Origin of the sequence: Pseudoalteromonas sp. AS84 (genome assembly GCF_038900255.1) — a bacterium.
Taxonomy (GTDB): domain Bacteria; phylum Pseudomonadota; class Gammaproteobacteria; order Enterobacterales; family Alteromonadaceae; genus Pseudoalteromonas.
Genome location: NZ_JBBMQY010000009.1, coordinates 54,637 through 73,972 on the forward strand (window position 1 = coordinate 54,637; position 19,336 = coordinate 73,972).

The 19,336-nt window shown below is 38.1% G+C and carries 13 protein-coding genes; 7 read left to right on the forward strand and 6 right to left on the reverse strand.

The features are described 5' to 3' along the window. Nucleotides 1–74 precede the first annotated feature (74 nt). Nucleotides 75–596 carry a DUF4124 domain-containing protein gene (locus WNY79_RS11160; RefSeq protein ID WP_342875885.1) on the reverse strand — a complete coding sequence of 174 codons (522 nt, stop codon included), beginning with the start codon at nucleotides 594–596 and terminating at the stop codon, nucleotides 75–77. Between the two features lie 113 nt (nucleotides 597–709). Continuing rightward, on the reverse strand, nucleotides 710–2,116 hold the full coding sequence (gene glnA / locus WNY79_RS11165) for a glutamate--ammonia ligase (protein WP_010554792.1): 1,407 nt from the start codon (nucleotides 2,114–2,116) through the stop codon (nucleotides 710–712). Between the two features lie 507 nt (nucleotides 2,117–2,623). On the opposite strand from glnA, the gene typA reads away from it, so the two are divergent. The 4 genes from typA to WNY79_RS11185 all read left to right on the forward strand — a co-directional run bounded on the left by typA (nucleotide 2,624) and on the right by WNY79_RS11185 (nucleotide 13,338). Continuing rightward, entirely contained in the window at nucleotides 2,624–4,447 is a 1,824-nt protein-coding gene (gene typA, locus WNY79_RS11170) for a translational GTPase TypA (protein WP_002961123.1), read from the forward strand. A gap of 259 nt (nucleotides 4,448–4,706) precedes the next feature. Then, nucleotides 4,707–6,857 (forward strand): winged helix-turn-helix domain-containing protein, encoded by a 2,151-nt coding sequence (locus WNY79_RS11175; RefSeq protein ID WP_342875886.1) that lies wholly within the window; start codon nucleotides 4,707–4,709, stop codon nucleotides 6,855–6,857. Between the two features lie 454 nt (nucleotides 6,858–7,311). Further along, nucleotides 7,312–10,074 carry a collagenase gene (locus tag WNY79_RS11180; protein WP_342875887.1) on the forward strand — a complete coding sequence of 921 codons (2,763 nt, stop codon included), beginning with the start codon at nucleotides 7,312–7,314 and terminating at the stop codon, nucleotides 10,072–10,074. A gap of 1,038 nt (nucleotides 10,075–11,112) precedes the next feature. Further along, nucleotides 11,113–13,338: a fibronectin type III domain-containing protein gene (locus WNY79_RS11185; protein ID WP_342875888.1), complete on the forward strand. Its 2,226-nt coding sequence runs from the start codon at nucleotides 11,113–11,115 to the stop codon at nucleotides 13,336–13,338. A 123-nt stretch (nucleotides 13,339–13,461) separates the two neighbouring features. On the opposite strand, the gene WNY79_RS11190 is transcribed toward WNY79_RS11185, so the two are convergent. The 3 genes from WNY79_RS11190 to WNY79_RS11200 all read right to left on the reverse strand — a co-directional run bounded on the left by WNY79_RS11190 (nucleotide 13,462) and on the right by WNY79_RS11200 (nucleotide 16,062). Further along, nucleotides 13,462–14,184 (reverse strand): CBM9 family sugar-binding protein, encoded by a 723-nt coding sequence (locus WNY79_RS11190; protein WP_342875889.1) that lies wholly within the window; start codon nucleotides 14,182–14,184, stop codon nucleotides 13,462–13,464. 67 nt (nucleotides 14,185–14,251) lie between these two features. Further along, a complete protein-coding gene (locus WNY79_RS11195; protein ID WP_342875890.1) occupies nucleotides 14,252–15,331 on the reverse strand; it encodes an MBL fold metallo-hydrolase in 1,080 nt (359 codons plus the stop codon). 74 nt (nucleotides 15,332–15,405) lie between these two features. After that, complete coding sequence (locus WNY79_RS11200) at nucleotides 15,406–16,062, reverse strand: DUF2959 domain-containing protein (protein WP_024597208.1); 657 nt, start codon at nucleotides 16,060–16,062, stop codon at nucleotides 15,406–15,408. An 87-nt stretch (nucleotides 16,063–16,149) separates the two neighbouring features. Between WNY79_RS11200 and WNY79_RS11205 the strand changes: the two genes are divergently transcribed. Beyond that, the gene (locus WNY79_RS11205; protein WP_121953823.1) at nucleotides 16,150–17,055 is read left to right on the forward strand and encodes a virulence factor BrkB family protein; all 906 of its coding nucleotides are present in this window, start codon (nucleotides 16,150–16,152) and stop codon (nucleotides 17,053–17,055) included. Beyond that, nucleotides 17,056–17,493, forward strand: a complete 438-nt coding sequence (gene dtd / locus WNY79_RS11210; protein ID WP_121953822.1) for a D-aminoacyl-tRNA deacylase — start codon at nucleotides 17,056–17,058, stop codon at nucleotides 17,491–17,493. Here dtd and WNY79_RS11215 read toward each other — a convergent pair. Continuing rightward, nucleotides 17,482–18,195, reverse strand: a complete 714-nt coding sequence (locus WNY79_RS11215) for an SAM-dependent methyltransferase (RefSeq protein WP_342875891.1) — start codon at nucleotides 18,193–18,195, stop codon at nucleotides 17,482–17,484. The two genes, dtd and WNY79_RS11215, sit on opposite strands and share 12 nt — an antisense overlap. A gap of 245 nt (nucleotides 18,196–18,440) precedes the next feature. On the opposite strand from WNY79_RS11215, the gene WNY79_RS11220 reads away from it, so the two are divergent. Further along, the gene (locus tag WNY79_RS11220) at nucleotides 18,441–19,334 is read left to right on the forward strand and encodes a bifunctional GNAT family N-acetyltransferase/hotdog fold thioesterase (protein WP_076925800.1); all 894 of its coding nucleotides are present in this window, start codon (nucleotides 18,441–18,443) and stop codon (nucleotides 19,332–19,334) included. The last annotated feature ends 2 nt before the right edge of the window (nucleotides 19,335–19,336 follow it).

Below are 19,336 nucleotides of genomic sequence, written 5' to 3' on the forward strand. Positions count from 1 at the left end.
CATTTTAGTGCGTTGATGTTTGCAAGCAAGTTATACGGTAAAATACACTGCTGCACGATTAGTAATACCCCAATTTAGTTACTTAGGCTTAGCCCTTTTCGGTGCATAAAAAACATACAGGGCTCGCTTGTAGCAATAACTTGGTTTTTACTATTAAAAAGCTTTAATTGTAGTGTGTGCTGACCACGTTCTACATCCCTTATTGCAAAGGTTGAGCTGTCACTGGCAGGGCCGTGTGCTTTACCATCAATAAAAAGTTGTATAGTAAAACCAGTTTCAAAGCGTGGTTTTATTCGGCTAGTAACATAAACAGTGCCGGTATTTTCACGAATAGTCTGGTTATGATCAGGTGAGGAAATGGCAATACTAAAGGCCGCTTGTTGAGGCTGGGGTTGCTCGTCAAAAATGTCAGTATTTGTTGCAGGCATATTAAGATCTTGGCTGGTAAGCTTGACCTCTTGAGCACCTTTATGAGGGGTGTCTGAGAACACTAATACGCCATTTTTATCTTTCCAAGCGTATATTTTTGTTTCACCGGCATAACTATAATTACTTAATCCTAAAGTAATTAATAGTAATAAAATCTTGTTATTCACTCTGCAGCCCTGCATTTTTATCGGTAACTTAACTTTAGTGGAGATTAACTAATTTTACCATTAAAAAAGCCCGCAAAGCGGGCTTGAGAACACACATATTTTTTACAGCTTAATTAGCAGCTGTAGTACATTTCAAACTCAACTGGGTGAGTTGTCATGTTAAGCTTTTCAACTTCTTTAGACTTAAGTTCGATGTAAGCATCGATTAAGTCGTCAGTGAATACGCCACCTTGAGTTAAGAATTCACGGTCTGCGCTAAGTGCAGATAGTGCTTCGTCAAGTGATGCTGCAACAGTTGGAATTTCTGCTGCTTCCTCAGCTGGTAAGTCGTATAAATCTTTATCCATAGCATCGCCAGGGTGGATCTTGTTTTTGATACCATCAAGGCCAGCCATAAGCATTGCTGAGAAAGCAAGGTATGGGTTAGCTGTTGGATCCGGGAAGCGTACTTCAATACGACGACCTTTTTCAGATGGAACCACTGGGATACGGATTGATGCAGAGCGGTTACGTGCAGAGTATGCAAGCATAACTGGTGCTTCAAAACCTGGTACTAAACGTTTGTACGAGTTAGTAGATGCGTTTGCAAAAGCGTTAATTGCTTTAGCATGCTTAATGATACCGCCAATGTAGTAAAGTGCATCTTCAGAAAGACCGCCGTACTTATCGCCAGCAAAAAGGTTAACACCGTCTTTAGCTAAAGACTGGTGACAATGCATACCAGAACCGTTATCACCAACAACTGGCTTAGGCATAAACGTTGCTGTTTTACCATATAAGTGAGCCATGTTATGGATAACATATTTCATTTCTTGGATTTCATCCGCTTTTAATACCATTGTATTAAAGCGAGTAGCGATTTCGTTTTGACCTGCTGTTGCTACTTCGTGGTGATGTGCTTCTACTACTTGGCCCATTTCTTCTAGAACTAGACACGTAGCTGAACGCCAATCTTGGAAGTCATCAACAGGAGCAACTGGGAAGTAACCGCCTTTAACACCTGGACGGTGACCAGTGTTGCCATCTGCATATTCTTTATCTGAGTTCCAAGCAGCTTGCTTAGAATCAATTTTGTACATAGAACCAGACATATCTGATTTGTATTTAACATCGTCAAATACGAAGAACTCTGGCTCAGGGCCAAATAAAACAGTGTCTGCAATGCCTGTAGAACGCATGTAATCTTCAGCGCGCTTAGCAACAGAACGCGGGTCGCGCTCATAACCTTGTAATGTAGAAGGCTCTACTACGTCACAACGTAAAATTAATGTAGCTTCTTCAGTGAAAGGGTCTAGTTTGATTGACTCAGGAACTGGCATTAATACCATGTCTGATTCGTTTATGCCTTTCCAGCCTGCAATTGAAGAGCCGTCGAACATTTTACCGTCTTCAAAAAAGTCTTCATCAACTTGGTGATGAGGAATAGAAACATGCTGTTCTTTACCCTTAGTGTCAGTAAAGCGTAAATCAATGAACTTAACGTCATTTTCTTTAATAAAATCTAAAACCGATTGTGACATGTGTCCTCCAACTATTGGGTTTTGTTATTGCTGCATAATTGCTTTGATATTTACTAAGCTGTTTTTGTGCCATTATTGTAACTGGCTGTTTATAAATTAAAAAAATATCATTGCATCAAAATGGAATATATAAACGCACTCTTTTGGTGCGCAAATATTCCATTTCGGTGCAAAATTTACAGGGCGTAATTTGTTGTTAATTTAATCAGCTGGAATTAGCATAACCTAAATGCAAAAGAGTAACAAAAAGATCGGAAAAATAGTCAAAAAGAGGGTTTTTTGAAAAATAATTGAAATTTAATTCATATAATTGTCATATAAAAAACAGATACTTAGTAAAAGTATTGAGAAAGTTTTAAAATATGTATTGGATAAACTTTCATCCATGTCATTAATGAGGGATAATATGCGCCCTTTTAAATCCTATGCTGGGACATCTCGCGAAAGCGTGGATGAGTGCGTAGATCTTGCAGGATCAATGAGAATTTAATTTCTCTGAGTAAATATATGAGCATCGAACAGTTAAGAAATATAGCGATTATCGCGCACGTTGACCATGGTAAAACAACACTGGTTGACAAACTACTTGAGCAATCAGGTACATTAGAAACACGCGGCGGTAACGAAGAGCGCGTGATGGACTCAAACGACATTGAGAAAGAACGTGGTATTACCATTTTGGCTAAAAACACAGCCATTTCTTGGAATGACTACCATATCAATATCGTAGATACCCCGGGACACGCCGATTTCGGTGGTGAAGTTGAACGCGTACTTTCGATGGCTGACTCAGTATTATTACTTGTTGATGCTCAAGAAGGTCCAATGCCGCAAACGCGTTTCGTTACGCAAAAAGCATTCGCGCAAGGCTTAAAGCCAATCGTCGTTATCAATAAAATTGATAAGCCAGGCGCTCGTCCAGATTGGGTTATGGATCAAATCTTTGATTTATTCGACAACCTTGGCGCGACTGACGAACAGTTAGACTTTAAAGTAATCTACGCTTCAGCAATCAACGGTTGGGCAACACTAGATTTAGACGAACCATCAGACAACATGGAACCTATGTTCAAGATGATCGTTGAAGAAGTATCACCACCGGATGCAGATCCTGAAGGTGACTTCCAAATGCAAATTTCTCAACTAGATTACAACTCTTATGTTGGTGTAGTTGGTATTGGTCGTATTAAACGTGGTTCTGTTGCTCCTAACCAACAAGTTACTATTATCAGTGCTGATGGCACTACACGTAATGGTAAAATTGGTGCAGTACAAAGCTACCTAGGTCTTGAGCGTATCGAAACTGATAGAGCTTACGCTGGTAACATCGTAACTGTAACAGGTATTGGTGAGCTTAAGATTTCTGATACAGTTTGTTTCCCAGGAAACGTTGAAGCATTACCACCACTAAGTGTTGATGAGCCAACTGTAACAATGACATTCTCTGTAAATAACTCACCTTTCTGTGGTAAAGAAGGTAAGTTTGTAACGTCACGTAATATCCGTGAGCGTTTAGACAAAGAATTAGTACACAACGTAGCACTTCGCGTTGAAGATACTGCTAGCCCAGATAGCTTCCGTGTTTCTGGTCGTGGTGAATTACACCTAGGTATCTTAATCGAAAACATGCGTCGTGAAGGTTACGAGCTTTCAGTTTCTCGTCCAGAAGTTATCTTACGTACTGTAGATGGCGTTCTAGAAGAACCGTTTGAAACAGTGACTATTGACTGTCAAGAAGAGCATCAAGGTTCTGTTATGGAACAAGTTGGCCTACGTAAAGGTGAACTTACTAACATGACTCCAGATGGCAAAGGCCGTATGCGTTTAGACTTCATGATCCCAAGCCGTGGTTTAATTGGTTTCCAAACTGATTTCATGACGCTTACTTCGGGTTCTGGTCTTATGTACCATACGTTCGATCATTACGGTCCTCATAAAGGTGGCGCTATCGGTGTTCGTAAGAACGGCGTAATGATTGCAAACGCAACTGGTAAAGCACTTACTAACGCATTATTCAACTTACAAGAGCGCGGCCGTTTATTCATCGGTCACGGTGTTGAAGTATACGAAGGTATGGTTATCGGTATTCATAACCGTGATAACGACCTTACAGTTAACGCCCTTAAAGGCAAGCAGTTAACTAACGTACGTGCATCTGGTACTGATGAAGCGCAAACGCTTTCTCCGCACCTTAACTACTCACTTGAGCAAGCGCTTGAGTTCATCGATGATGACGAGCTAGTTGAAGTTACTCCACTAAACATTCGTATCCGTAAGAAACACCTTACAGAAAACGAACGTAAACGTGCGGGCCGTGCACCTAAGTCATAATCTATTAATTTAGAATAATGATTTTAAAAGCTGCTGTATTGAAAAATACAGCGGCTTTTTTGTGAGTTTTAGTTAGCGAGGTTAAAGTTTTCAAGTCCAGTTAGACTTTGAAGTGCTTTATCTAGCGTATTTGATATAAATGCATATTTGGTAATCTCCAATACTCAAATGAATAACTGATGTGAGTTGAATGTACTAGTCAAAACCATATTTTATGTATATTGTATACCATATGTTATGGTTAGTTTAATGATATGTAATGACCGACTTTAATAAAGCTTTCCAACTAGAAAAGCTTACTGTTGATCCTACGATAGATAAGTTGAGTTGTGATGGGGAGTCGATAGATATTCAATCTATGGCTATGAGGATTTTATGCCACCTCGCGAGTCGAACAGGACAGCTTGTAACAAGAGATGACTTGAGAAATCATGTTTGGGGGAATGCTACAGTAAGTGATCATACAATTAATAATCACATTTATAGTTTGCGTCGAGCACTGGCTCAATTAGAAGCAAATAAGAAATATATCCATACGGTAACAGGTACAAAGGGTAGTGGGTACAGATTGAATGCTTCAATATTTCAAAGCAGGAATAAAGTCGCTAATAGCTTAAGTAATAAGCTCTGTAATGTTGTAGGGGCCATTACAAAAAGAATTTATGAGATTAAGAGTTGGCATCATTATCGCTATATATATTTAAGTGTAATACTTGTCTTAATTATTGCTCTTACTTTTTATCTATATATGGCTAAGCCTAATAAATATAGCTTAGTTACCTCAATGACACATAATGATGGGAGAGTCCAAAGTCTTTCTGTAAGCGATGATGGCCAGGTTTTATTCTTTTCACATCATTCAGCCCAGCATAATGCCTGGCAGCTTTATGCAAGCTATACAGACGATTTAGAGAGTGTAAGCAAAGTTTTTAGTAGCTCATTCAATAACGATAACTTTGCTAGTGTATCTCCTGATAAAACTAGGGTTGCATTTGTTAGGTATAATAGTAAATTTGCTGGCATTTATTTAGCCAATTTTGACTCAAAAGAGCTAAGAGCAACTAATGCTAAATTACATATAACTCTACCTATTCATAATATCTCACCTTCAATAAATTGGCTCAATGATGAGCAGTTCTTCTTCAATATGAGTGAAGTAGCTACAGCGCCTTTAAAGCTTTATTTATATGATATCTTTCAGGCTAAGTTAGAACAAATAAGCTCCCCTGAATTAGCGTCTCAAGGTGATTTGTTTGCCTCTATATCACCAGATAAGCAGTGGCTGGCTGTAATGCGCGCTGATAATATGCAAAGTTATACAATTAATCTTTTCAATATTATGGATAGAGAATTTATACCGACCCCTATTTCTCTTTATGAAGAGAGAGCAGGGTTTAGTTTTAGTGATAATAGTAAATCACTTTTTTTTGTAGATGCTGAAGGGTATTTGTCAAACTATGATATTGCGACTCAGCAAGTAATCAAAATTACAGAGAGAGCATATTTAGGCTACTGGCCAACTAAAATAATAGGAAAGCCGTATATAGTCATGCAGCAAGAGGGGAGAAATGAGTCGTTTGCAAGGCAAATAGTTAAATATGCTAACCCATTAAAAGGTGGTGATGGGGTAGGTAAAGTTCTTGTTAGAAATAAAATGTCCCTCCATGGCATTGCAGAAGTGGGCAGTGGTAGGCTAGTCTTTGCTGCTGTAACCCCCAGTAATAAAGTGCAATTATGGCAATATGATAAAGGTAATATAAATCAACTAGCAAAGTTTAAAGAGCGATCGAAATATTATTCACCACTTAGTATTAATTGGAAAAAAGGCACAAATAAAGCGGTGCTATCGATAAATCACACATGCCAGCTTATAAATATAAAAACGGGCAAGGCTACCCCTCTTTGCCCTGATGGAGAAAATTTATATACAGGTAGGTTTTCTATTTCAGGTAATGAGTTTCATTTTATTGAGTCAATATATGGCAATTCTAGAGTCATGAAAATGGGAGGCTCAGGGTACCCATTAAACATAGTTACTGCGATACCTAATGCAGACAGTATTGCACAATCTCCTACGGGGGATTTCTTTTACAGTAGGGCTGATAATAATGATATTTACCACTACAACCCAATCACAAAAAGTCATACTAAAATCATCTCAAGAGTCCTTAGTGCCAATAAAAATGATGTAAATGACTTTGTTGTATTTAATCATGGGGTCTACTTTATCGACAAGAGTGATGCAGTGAAAAGTATAGTCTCTTATTATAATTTTGATACAAAAACAATTGAAGAACTTATCTATAGCAAAGCTAATTACTTCGAAGTTGCTTTGAGCGATGATGAGGAACACCTGTATCTAATCGAGTCATATGATAAGAAGAGTCATTTATTCTTAATGAAAGAATAAGCACGCAAGAGATTTTTATCAATCAACAGACCAAATATTTAAAATGTTAACTAATATTGATGGTAATTATTACCTTCAATATTAGCCTAACCCTCAAACTTTACTTTTACTCGCCTCACTTGCACTTTATAGAGCTTGTTATTAGCTGCTTTAAAGATATCTTTTTTAATCAGTTGTCATCATTTAGCTCTGTTTTCTAATCATCTTATTTACATCCTGGTAACTTTCATTTACCTTTTGTGTATATTGCATTCAATATATTTTATCTTGTAAGTGTTGAATAGCTCTATTTTATTAATCCTTGAGATTTGAAGATTCTCTTGGGAAGTAAATGAAAATACCTAAACTGTGAAACATAAGTTGAGAAATGTTTCTTCTAAAGATCGAAAAGAATGTACTGACACAGGAATGTCTTGATTCTTCACTTTCAAATAATACTTAAAGAGAAAAGTGCATGATTAAAACTATAAACTCAGTGGGGGCCATAGCTGCATTTATGCTTTGTGGCTTCCAAAACGCATCTGCAGCAACTATAAATGAGGTGTTTACTGAATCTTATCAATGTAATTCTGTGAATTTACGAGCGCAAAGCGGTATAACACAACAGCAATTAAGAAGTAGTTGCGATGAAATATCTGAAACTGAAACGGATTTTTACAGTTTTTTTAATACGAATGCTAGTTCCCCGCTGCCCAATGACAATAATACTACCTTAGATGTTTATATTTACTTATCAAGTGCAGAATATAAAGCTAATGGCCAAGCGCATTTTGGAATTAACACTGATAATGGAGGAATGTACTTAGAGGGGACACCATCAAACTCGGTAAACCAAGCGAAATTTATATCGCACATTTGTGAGGATAGTTGGGTACCTTTTTCTTGTGCTTATACAGGGCAGGTATATAACCTACAACACGAATATGTACACTATTTAGATGGTCGTTTTAATGTCTCAGGCCCCTTTGGTACTTTTACATATAATGCGGGATTGACTGAAGGCTTAGCTGATTTTCTAGCTAATGGTACAAACTATACAAGGACACTCAATAGCCTCTCTGGTAAGGAGATTCCTCCTTTCTACAATATTTTAAGTGCGGACTATAATCACCCTGATTTATATCAATGGGGTTATATGGCGATTCATTATATGAATGCAAATCATCGAAGTGATTATGACGATATAATTAATGCGCTTCGGTCTGGGAGTACTGCAACTTATCAAACAACCTTAAAAAATGTTTCAGACCGTATAGGCGATGGTTTTTCTGATTATGTGCAATCATTAACATCTGCGACAGCTATGAGTTATGTTGCACTTCCTGAAGATAATAACTTTGGCTCATGTAATTTGGAGCAAAGGTATATTCGATATGTAGATGACTCTTCTACATCTAATCTGTCAGTGCTAAATAATACTTCAGTCCCGTTAAGATTAATGTGGATTGATAATGTTACTGGAAGTGCAGGAACACAAGAAATAGCATTATTAACGCAAGGTCAGCAATACAATAATAGCTTTTGGCGTGAAAACGATCGCTTTGTCATGATGAGCGAAAATCGAGAATGTGTTGGGGTTGGTATTGTTGGGCAAACAGCTAGTTTTTCGGTAGAGCCTAGTTTAGTTAATAACTTAGTGCCTGACATTTTGCCTGCAGCTAATGAGATTGGTTCATGTAGTTTAGAAAGGCCTTATTTTAAAACTACAAATACCACTAATGTAACTGTTACAAATAACTCAAATGAAGTCATGCAAGTACGGTGGGTTAACTATGTAACTGGTGCGCGCTCTGATACTGTTTATGCAACACTTAACGTAGGTGAAAGTTATACAGGAACTACATGGCAGGCTGGTGATAGAATGGTGTTTGTTGATTCATTGAATAGCTGTAAAGGGGTGGTTTCTCTTACACCAGGTGAAAATGTATATTCTATAAATGGTGATGTTCAAAATAATGCGCCAACAGCAAATATTAACGGTACTTATAATGGGGTTGTAAATATAGCCGTTAACTTTACCAGCGCGGGTTCTACAGATAATGATGGTTCGATAGAGGCTTTTCGTTGGGATTTTGGTGATGGTGCAGTGAGTACACTTGCCAACCCTAGCCACGCTTATAACTCACAAGGGGTTTATGATGTGCGTCTTACTGTAACTGACAATGAAGGGGCAACAAACACTACAAGTACTAAAGTGACTATTTCAGCAGAAGATATTATACCAGGGAATACCTTACCAAATACATGTACTACACAGGCACCTATTACTGGTGGTAATTTAGTAGCTGGTAATACTGTTTGTTTAGGTAATTCACCAGTAATTTGGCTTAGTATCGCAAATATTAGTGGCCATGACAGTGTTAAAATCAGAACGTCACACGGTTCTGGTGATTTAAGTATTAATTATGATAATTCAGGTTGGCCTACAGGCACGAATAGTGATGATGGTATTTCGAATGATATTGGAAACAGTGAGTGTATTTATGTATCTGGAGGGCGTAACTACTGGGGTAATCTGAAAATTTCTAATTCGAATGGAACTGCATCTATTTTAGTTGAATTTGACACTCCTGGATGTAATGTTAGTGAAAATCAGAATACGCCCCCAACAGCTTATTCTAATGGTTCATATTTAGGTACTGTGAATAACTCGATAAGTTTTAGTAGTGCAGGTTCATCAGATACTGAAGGACCAATAGTTTCATATAGCTGGAACTTTGGAGATGGAAAAATCAGCACTTTAATGAACCCTAGCCATACTTATACAGCTGTAGGTGACTATAATGTGGAGTTAACAGTTACGGATAGTGATGGTGCTACTGACACGGTAGTAACTACAGTTTCTATAAGTGCTGAGCACAGTGGTGGTGATACAGTGATCGATGCTTGCGCAATAGAAAGCCCTATATCGGGTTGGATTGAGCAAAGTGATGATATTTGTGTACCCAGCGGCTCTTGGGTTAATGCAATCGCATACTACGGTATTAACGTTCCATTGGGCACAAATAAAGTTGTCATAATGACAGCGCATGGATCTGGTAACGGAAATTTATATTATAAATCATCTGGTTGGGCTAGTGGGAATAGTTATGACCAAAGGTCTGACAACCCGGATAATGCAGAATTCATTACGATAAATAATCCTCGAGCAGGTTATCATTATTTCAGTATTGTTGGTGAGCATAATGGGATGTCAATTAAGTTTGATTTTGAATGATTCTTAGCTTATTAGCACTAGGATTTGGAGAATCCTTTGTGCAGGTTGTATTGAGGTGAATTAGTCTTAGTGTATTGTTTTACAGGTAAGAAAGGTCTGATATGTGCCCCATTCAAATAATGATAGGGGCGCAGCATAGCTAATCACTACGTGTTGAACTACGGGTCTTTATATAGCGACTAACTTTTTGCCTAATGAGGTTAAACAAACGGCTTAACCTCAATGTTTTCTTAAGTATGTCAGTGGAAGGCGTAGTCCCCTGATTAGCTTACATATTTTATTGTACGGCTAAAATGCTATTTGTTTAAGTAAATCTAACCTCTTAGAAGTCAAAAAACCTTAAGCAGCACTCTTCATGTAGCAGAACATTTAATCTCGAAAGATAATTATACCTAATTTAATCTGAATTCTGCATAGTGAATCTATCTCCAACGGTTACTTTCAACGCGAGCTACGTTGATTTTACTTTTAATTAGAAAAGCGTCTAGCATGTAAATTCCCCTCGTTATTCCTAATATTATTCGCGAGATAATCAAAAATTTTTCAGATATCCAGTCTTATTTCGTAAATTAACCCAACTTAAAATAAATAAATTGTAAATGTATTGCATTGGCTCCGGTTGAAAATTGACTCGTTAGCAGGTGGAGTCTAGGGCTTATTTGATATCAGCTATTTTTTAGTTAATTGGTGGAGTAAAGCATTGTGCTCACTTTTACTCTTTGGAATTTCTATGTAGATTTATTTCATAATTATGTTGGGTAAGAAAAAAATTAGCTCTGTTTAGTAATTCATGTTCGTTATGTTTTTTAAAGTTTACCATTTTATATCATCTATCATCACAATTTATCATTGCGCTTTAAAAGTTCTTTAATTTCAATTTGTTATTGTGATTTGAAATTTTGTTTTTAGTGTTTTTTGAATGCTTGATTCTATGTTTTATGTAAGTTAGTTTTTAAAACTTAGTTGTAAATAAAAAGTAAACTTATGTTTTTAAACTAAAGCATAAAGAATAGTTAACTAACTTAGAATGGTGAAAAAATGAAACGACCCCCATTAAAACTTGTGAAAAGCCTGATAGGCTCTTTTCTATTTATCTCATACTATACATCCGGTGCAGAGTTACCAGATATGTGTGCAACTCAAGGGGCGTCGACTTCTATAAGTGATGGATCCCCTGTTTGTATCAATGATGATGGAGTTGCATATTTAAGTATTGCAGGAGCAAGTGGTCATAACAGTATTGCTATCAGCACAGCACATGGTACGGGAGATCTTAACTTATATGTAGATCAGGGCCGTTGGCCTAGCACTGCATCAAACAGTACCGCTTATAGATCACTAACTACAGACTCAAATGAAGAATGTGTAATTATTAGTAATCCAAATCAACATTGGTTAATGATTGCTATATCTGGAGAGCGAAGTAATGCATCCCTTGTTGTTGATTTTGGTGCGACTACTTGCCGAAGCAATAACGAATTACCTAACGGCGGTAGTGAAAACACAGGTACTTTAGCTGCTCCTAGCAATTTGCAAGCAACAGTTAACGGAACAACCATTAATTTAACTTGGGATGATAATTCAAATAATGAGAATGGCTTTGAGATTCAACGATCAAGCGCAGGCTCTTCTTGGCAAGTAATATCAACGGTGGGTGAGAATACCACAACTTATACAGACACAGGCTTAGTTGAAGATACGACTTATTATTATACAATGTTTGCTCAAAACAGCACGAATAGGTCTGGTTGGAGTAACACTATAAGTATGCAAACCAGTTTGTCAGATCCTATTAGCCCTGAACCCAACCCTAACCCCTATATATTACCAGATATTTGCGCTACTCAAGATCCAACATCAGCAGTTTTATTACAGGATGGTGTTCCTGTTTGCGTTCCTGCTGCGTCGTATAAGCTAGGTTTTAATGTTTCAACATTCAACAAAAATATAACTAGTATTGCTTTCAGTACCGCCCATGGTTTAGGAAACTTAACACTTGCAGCAAGAACAGATGGTTGGCCTGTCGATGGAGATGATAGTACTAGGTCGTCGCATATAGGTAATACTGAGTGCGTTATTTTAACGCAGCCAGCAAATGGCTGGAATAATGTCAGTTTAGAAGGGTTATTTAAAGGGGTTAGTGTTGTTGCCGACTTCAATGCAACTAATTGCCGCGTCACTCCAGGGTTAGTAGATCCAGGTAATGATGGATACGATTATGAGAGTGTCCATGTCTTAGTTTATCCAATTAGATTTCCTGATCAAGATTTAGAGTTTAGTACTGCTCAAATTAATGCTGAAATGCAAAAAACCAAAGAATACTTTACTGAGCAATCATATGGTAATTTCAATTTTACGTGGGAGATAAAATCAAAAATTACGATGCCCCATGACCATGACTATTATAATTATGATAAGTCTAAGTGGAGTTCAGGTTATAAAGAAGAATTAATTAATACTGGCATAGATCCTAATTTTCCAGGTGAAGGCACCATAATAATGGTAACGGCACCGCCTGTAGGTACACAAGCAAGTTACTTTATTAACTCTCAAGCAGCTCCTCCTTTAATGGAAATCTATACATATAAAGCTGGCACTATTGCCCATGAAGCGGGTCATGCATTGGGGTTGCATCACTCAATGTCTATAGAGGGGGGGAGCAGTACATTAAATGGAAATAGTAATGACATAGTTACTAATTACGGGAATGTATTTGGCTTAATGGGGATGGGTGCTCACTCTTTAGAAGAAATGAACTTAATGTATAAAGGGTATTTTAAAAATTGGATTACAGAGACTGATGTACCCACTGTCACAACTTCAGGAAAGTATAGAATATATGCTTTTGATCATGGCACCAGCAATGGCCATAATGCGCCTGGCCCGATAGGCCTAAAAGTAAAGTCAGGGGATGGAGATAAAACATATTGGGTAGAATATAGAACCACACAAAATGGTGAAACAAATACACCTCCAGAGTCTCAATTACGTACTCCTTTATTGCAAAGTGGTATTCTTATAAATTTACAAAACTACATGGATGAAAACGCGGCTCCTTGGTATAACCATAACTCATTATTGTTGGATGCAACTCCAAACTCTCGAAGTTCTGGTTGGTCGTTAGAAGACTTTAATGATTCACCACTACTTCTGAACCAAACGTTTATAGACCCTTGGAATGGCTTTAGTATTTATCCAGTTGAGGTTGGTGGTACATTAGGCACTGCAAACGCTTGGATTGATGTTCAAGTTACTATTTACTAATACGAGCTTAGAAGAAATACACATTCTTAATGTGTATTTCTTTGTTGCTTAATAATTAATGTGATGACTACTATTTATAAAATTTAGAGTTTTACCGCTCATACCTACAATGCTAAAGAGCGGCTAGCGCACCAAGGTGATTTTGCCAAATACATCTGCGTCTATAAATCCACGGTTTCTATCGCCGTTTACAGGTTGGACTTCGTGTGAGCCCATAAAGTGTTCGCGCACTTTGCTGCCATCGTTATCACAGTAGGCGAGCATGAACCCGATAACTTGTTTTGCCGTTAATTTAATAGGTGTATTTTTTGTGCCTTCTTGGTAATCATTTGGATAGAGTTTGATCGCCACTTCCCAAGTAATGTTATAAGGTGCTACGGTATTTCGTTTCCAGTTACTTACTAAGTGTTCTGTGTATAAGTGGGGCTTTTTATCAGGCCCAAAATCGGCGGCTTGGTTATCAAGGCCTATATGATACGCAAATGCAGTATGATTAAATTGATGATTACCACCTGATGCATCGCTATCGATAAATATCTCTAATGCATCGTCATCCCAATATTTATAGGTTGGATCTGCGTGTGTATCTATTAAAACATCATCCACTATATCGGCTTGTAGGTATAAGTAGTTTTGATCCCACAGTAAGCGATAACGCCCTTTAAAATCGGCATCGTTTGATGGCAGTGTGCCATCCATTAAATAAGGCATATCGTGCCAAGTGGCTTTATCCCACGCACTTTCTGATACGCCATCAATAGTAATTGGAGTTGATGTGTGTTCAACATCAATGGCCATTGCAGGCGTGCTTAATAAAAAGCTTAAGGCGAGTGCTAATTTTTTCATTAATTTCTCAATTTTATTGTGGATTTGTCTTAATGTAATAACAATCTTAAAACAGCTAAGTAAATAGTTACAGTGAAATACTTTCGCCTTCGTTTAAAATATACAGCGGTGTTTTAGCATCCATATTTTTAACCATGTGTAATAAACGTAGCAAAGCAGAGTGGCTAGTATGGTCGCCCATTTTCCAACTTGAGTTACCGTATCCCCACGGTATTATTACTTTGCAGTTAAGCTCTTGTGCTGCGTTAAGCGCGTCTTCTGGTGTAGTGTGAACGTAGCGATAAAATTTGCCACTTTCTTTACTGTAGTAAGATGCGATTGGTATTAAGCACACATCTATATCGCCATATTTTTGCTGTATATCTTTAAAGTGCTTTGAGTAGCCCGTATCGCCTGCAAAAAATAAGGTACTGCCGTTTTGTTCAAGCAGCCAGCCATTCCATAAGTCTTTATTGTTATCTTCGTAAATAAAGGGCACCAATACTCGAGCGCTAAAATGATGAGCTGGCACGGCATTAATAACTAAGTCGTCAATGTTGGTTGTTGAGTACCACGGCATTTCGCTAATATTAAAACCGCCGGTGGGGAAGTTGTCGGCCATACCGAGTGGTGTTAAATAGCGAGGTTCATTGCCAATGCTTTGTATGTCGGCCTTATTAAAATGATCGTAATGAATATGCGAATATATTACCGCATCAATGTTTTTTAGTTCTTGTTCACTAGGCCAAGCGCCTGCTTTACGATAAATGCCACCGCCGAGTTTAAAGCCAAGTGCGACTGGATAATCAAACTGATTTTTTACCGGATCAAACAGCACACTTTGACCATTTGGGGTGTTAATTACAAAACTAGCGTGACCAAGCCAGCGCACAGTATAGCCGGTGCTAAGTTGTGGTTTAGTTTGCTGGCCTTGATACTGGCAGTTTTCACTGCCGGTTTTGCATAGTAAGTCTGGGTGGGCTGGGTAGCAGTTTTCAGTGCAGGTGATGGGATATGTTTTTTCACCTGTGTATAAATTTTTATAACGACCGTTTTTATCGTTAATAACTATAACTGAGTCGGGGCTGGTAATACGATTAATATTATTAGGTGCACCGCAGGCCGTTAGTATACATAAGAGCATTGTTGCGATTAAAAAGCTTTTCATTGTAAATCCCTTTTAGCATTCCCTTTAACATAAAAAAGCCTGCAATTAAGCAGGCTTGTTAAAGTAACAAATGATTAGCCAGCGCTGTTCATTTGTTCAATAAATTTGTTTGAATCGGCAATCGATTTGTTCATGTCGTTCATCAACAATTGAATATCGCGCTTAAGGTTAGTGAATTCACCTTTAATAGCCGATACCGCTTGTGCATTTAAGTTATGCTTTAAGTATAAAACGTTATCATGAAGCGAGGTTAATACTGGCTCCATTTTACTCTCTGCGCTGCGCATTGAGCGTAATAGCTGATCAAATTGACGCTTAGTCGCGGCTAGCTTTTTGCTGCTTTCACGCTTAAGTGATGCGCTTTTGTATTGCTCCAACTCATCGCCCCACTCATCAAATAGCGCTTCTGCTACGTCTTCTACTTTATTGATGTTAGTTGATACTTCGTTAGCGGCATTTAAGCTCGACTCGTAATCGTCGTTTAACTGATTATAAGTGTCTTGTAATTCGCCACCATTAAAATCGATTAGAGTCGTTAAGCGCTCTAGTGCCGATTTAAATTCTTCTTGTGACTCTTCTTGAGAGTCTTTGGTTTCTTCTACGCGGTCGATAAGAATATCGCGTTTATGAACACCCACTTTTTCCATTGCAGAGTAATAAGCTGATTGGCAGCCAGTTAAAGTAAGTGTTACTACAAGCATTGAAACACTGAGTAATGTTTGTTTTTTCATTTGAATTCCTGTGTACGTGCGTTAGTGCTGTAAATTATGGCGTTGATTGTTATTATAATCAAAACTATATAAGCACAAGTCAATTGTATGAATGATAAGCTCTCACATTACAAACAGCAAGTTAAGTCCTTTATACGCCAGCAACCTGGTTGGTGGATGCAGTATTTTAATCGTTGTATAGACGATCAAATAACGGTTAATGCAGGTTACCTTGCTTACGTGACACTTCTGTCGTTAGTGCCATTAATTGCGGTGGGTGTTGCTATATTTTCGGCTTTTCCGGGCTTTGAATCTACTCGCATGGAAATTGAGAGCTTTTTGTTTACCAACTTTGTCCCTACTTCTACCGATGTTATTAGAGAGCACATTAGCTCCTTTGCGGGCAATGCCAACCAAATGACGGCAGTAGGTATTGGCTTTTTAGCTGCAATAGCCTTACTGTTAATACGCAATGTAGATGCCACATTAAACCGAATTTGGCGAATTAAGAAAAAACGCCCAATGATGATCTCATTTGCTGTGTACTGGATGGTTTTGAGCTTAGGGCCTATGTTGCTCGGTGCCAGTATTGGTGTTACCTCTTACATTGTATCGTTGGTATCGTTTGCTGATCAGGGTATTCCTGGGTTTAGCGGATTTTTGTTAAAGTTATTGCCGTACGGGATTTCGATGGTGGGCTTTATTATGCTCTACACCTTAGTGCCTAATACGCGCGTGTCGTTTAGAGCGGCAATACCTGGCGCTTTTTTTGCGGCACTTTTATTTGAGCTGACTAAAAAAGGATTTGCACTTTATATTAGCCATTTTCCGTCGTACGAAGTTATTTACGGCGCAGTAGCTACCATTCCTATTTTGTTTGTATGGGTGTATTTGTCGTGGGTAGTTGTTTTGCTTGGCGCTGAATTTACAGCGTGCATTAGCCCAAATGATATTCCAGAAACACCTGAGCTTGAACTAGAAGATGATGAACCAGCACTAAAGGATACAGTTTAAATGCAAGGTTTAATACAGCGTGTAAAGTATGCCAAAGTAGAAATTAATAACCAAGTAGTAGGCGAGATTGGCAATGGTATATTGTTGCTATTAGGTGTCGAAAAACACGACGACAAGCAAACATCTGACAAACTTTTACACAAAGTAAGTAATTATCGTATTTTTACTGACGAAAACGACAAAATGAACTTAAGCCTTAAAGATATTAAAGGTGAGTTACTTGTGGTTTCGCAATTTACGCTAGCGGCTGACACTAAAAAGGGTATGCGCCCTAGTTTTTCATCTGCGGCAACGCCAAGCCAAGCTAACGAGCTTTACGAATACTTTGTAGCTCAAGCTAAAGAGTTGGGGCTTACAATAGCCACAGGTGAGTTTGGTGCCGATATGCAAGTAAGCTTGTGTAACGATGGGCCCGTTACGTTTAACTTATCTGTTTAAGTTTTTGGTTACCACGACAATATGATTTACATAGCCCGTAATTTTTTGCGGGCTAACATTACAACCAAATACATCGAGTAATAGCTGCTGAAGTTGCTTTAATTGCGACTCATGCTGCGATAAAAAGTTAATAAATAGCACGCCGTTGTTATTTAAAGCCGAGTAGATTTTTTTATAAAATGCCTCTTCAAATAAAAATCGAGGTGCATCTATTTGGCTAAATAAATCTAGAATAACCCAATCAACATTTAGCGCACTTTTTAAAACCTGTTGCGCATCGGCGCAAAGCAGTTGCTCATTTTTATTTGACGAAAAAAACTGGGTATAGCAATCAATAATATCGGCGTTTTTTTCAACCGATGTTATTTGTGCTTTAGGGTATTTATACTGTAAATAATTACGAATTGCTCCACCGCCAAGGCCAAGTTCTAACACATTTTGTGGCGGCTTAAGAGCTTGCCAATGCTTATCTAAGTACAATAAATGCGGAAAAAGTAATAAGCTCGGATTATTTAAATCAATAACAGATTGAAGGGTGTCGTTAATAAGTAACCAGCGTAACTGCTCGTGCTCACGTACTTGAATGTGATCACCACTGCATTTATGCCAATAGATTAACTGACCAATGCTGTGGCTATTTTCAATAAATTGATCGCTTAGCAAACCCGTCAGTGAATTTATATAATTGATTTTTTCAGTCATATTCTCAGCATAAACTAGCAACGTTAAAGCGCAATGCCCTTTGCTATTATTTTTTACGTTATTTTGCAGGCATCACCAAAGTCGTATTTGCAGTTTTTTTAGGATGGAGTATGGTATTTGCCATAATAATACCAATCAATTTAATTATTTTATTTTTCTAGCTTGGTAGATAACCAATACGATTAGTATAGCGCCGTAGCCTTTTTTGACTTTTATTTGCGGCTTATATAACAACAGGAGTATGTATGTTTCAGGTAAGCACCCCACAAAGTAGCGAAGATTGGCAAGCGTATTATCAATTGCGTTGGCAGGTATTACGCGCGCCTTGGGGCGAGCCTCGTGGCTCTGAACAAGACGATATGGAACAAGATTCTGAGCATCGCTTTATAAAAAATAAAGAAGGTGAAGTGCTAGGCGTAGCACGTTTGCACTTTAACAATCATGAGCAAGCACAAGTGCGTTATATGGCAGTTGCTGAGGGTAATCGTAACCAGCATATTGGTAGTCGTTTGCTTCACGAGCTTGAAAAAATTGCATGGGTTCAAAATGCCGGTGAATTGGTTTTGTTTGCACGCGAACGAGCACTTGAGTTTTATAAGCGCCACGGTTATGAACTAAAAGAAAAAGCGCATTTAGCGTATGGCGATGTTCAACACTTTAAAATGGTAAAGCAAAAGCCATGTGAGCCAGGTTGGTTCCGCCACCCTAATTGGACGCAAGTACTACAAAATATATGGCGTGAGTCTATTCCAATTAGTGACGCGATGGGCATTAAGGTAGAAAGCTATACCGATTGGCAATTTACAACCAGTGCCGACCTTGACGCTAACTTAAACCTACATAACACCATGTTTGCAGGGTCTATTTATAGCTTGGCCACGCTAACAGGTTGGGGCGCTACGTACTTAGCACTTAAAGAAGCTGGGCTTGAAGGTAATATTGTATTGGCCGATGCTAACATTAAGTACTTAAAACCGCTTACTACAGACCCACGTGGTTGTGTTGATATACAAACATGTAAGGGCAAGTTAAGCGATTTAGAAACCGACGGTAAAGCAACCTATATTGTGCCTGTTACTATTTATGATGGTGACAATGTAGTTGCAGAGTTTGAAGGTGTGTTTGCGGTTAAAAAATAATT

Coding starts and splice junctions, on each gene's coding strand:
- WNY79_RS11190 (WP_342875889.1), bottom strand. CDS start 14,184: ATGAAAAAATTAGCACTCGCCTTAAGCTTTTTATTAAGCACGCCTGCA.
- typA (WP_002961123.1), top strand. CDS start 2,624: ATGAGCATCGAACAGTTAAGAAATATAGCGATTATCGCGCACGTTGAC.
- WNY79_RS11215 (WP_342875891.1), bottom strand. CDS start 18,195: ATGACTGAAAAAATCAATTATATAAATTCACTGACGGGTTTGCTAAGC.
- WNY79_RS11205 (WP_121953823.1), top strand. CDS start 16,150: ATGAATGATAAGCTCTCACATTACAAACAGCAAGTTAAGTCCTTTATA.
- WNY79_RS11195 (WP_342875890.1), bottom strand. CDS start 15,331: ATGAAAAGCTTTTTAATCGCAACAATGCTCTTATGTATACTAACGGCC.
- dtd (WP_121953822.1), top strand. CDS start 17,056: ATGCAAGGTTTAATACAGCGTGTAAAGTATGCCAAAGTAGAAATTAAT.
- WNY79_RS11200 (WP_024597208.1), bottom strand. CDS start 16,062: ATGAAAAAACAAACATTACTCAGTGTTTCAATGCTTGTAGTAACACTT.
- glnA (WP_010554792.1), bottom strand. CDS start 2,116: ATGTCACAATCGGTTTTAGATTTTATTAAAGAAAATGACGTTAAGTTC.
- WNY79_RS11185 (WP_342875888.1), top strand. CDS start 11,113: ATGAAACGACCCCCATTAAAACTTGTGAAAAGCCTGATAGGCTCTTTT.
- WNY79_RS11180 (WP_342875887.1), top strand. CDS start 7,312: ATGATTAAAACTATAAACTCAGTGGGGGCCATAGCTGCATTTATGCTT.
- WNY79_RS11220 (WP_076925800.1), top strand. CDS start 18,441: ATGTTTCAGGTAAGCACCCCACAAAGTAGCGAAGATTGGCAAGCGTAT.
- WNY79_RS11175 (WP_342875886.1), top strand. CDS start 4,707: ATGACCGACTTTAATAAAGCTTTCCAACTAGAAAAGCTTACTGTTGAT.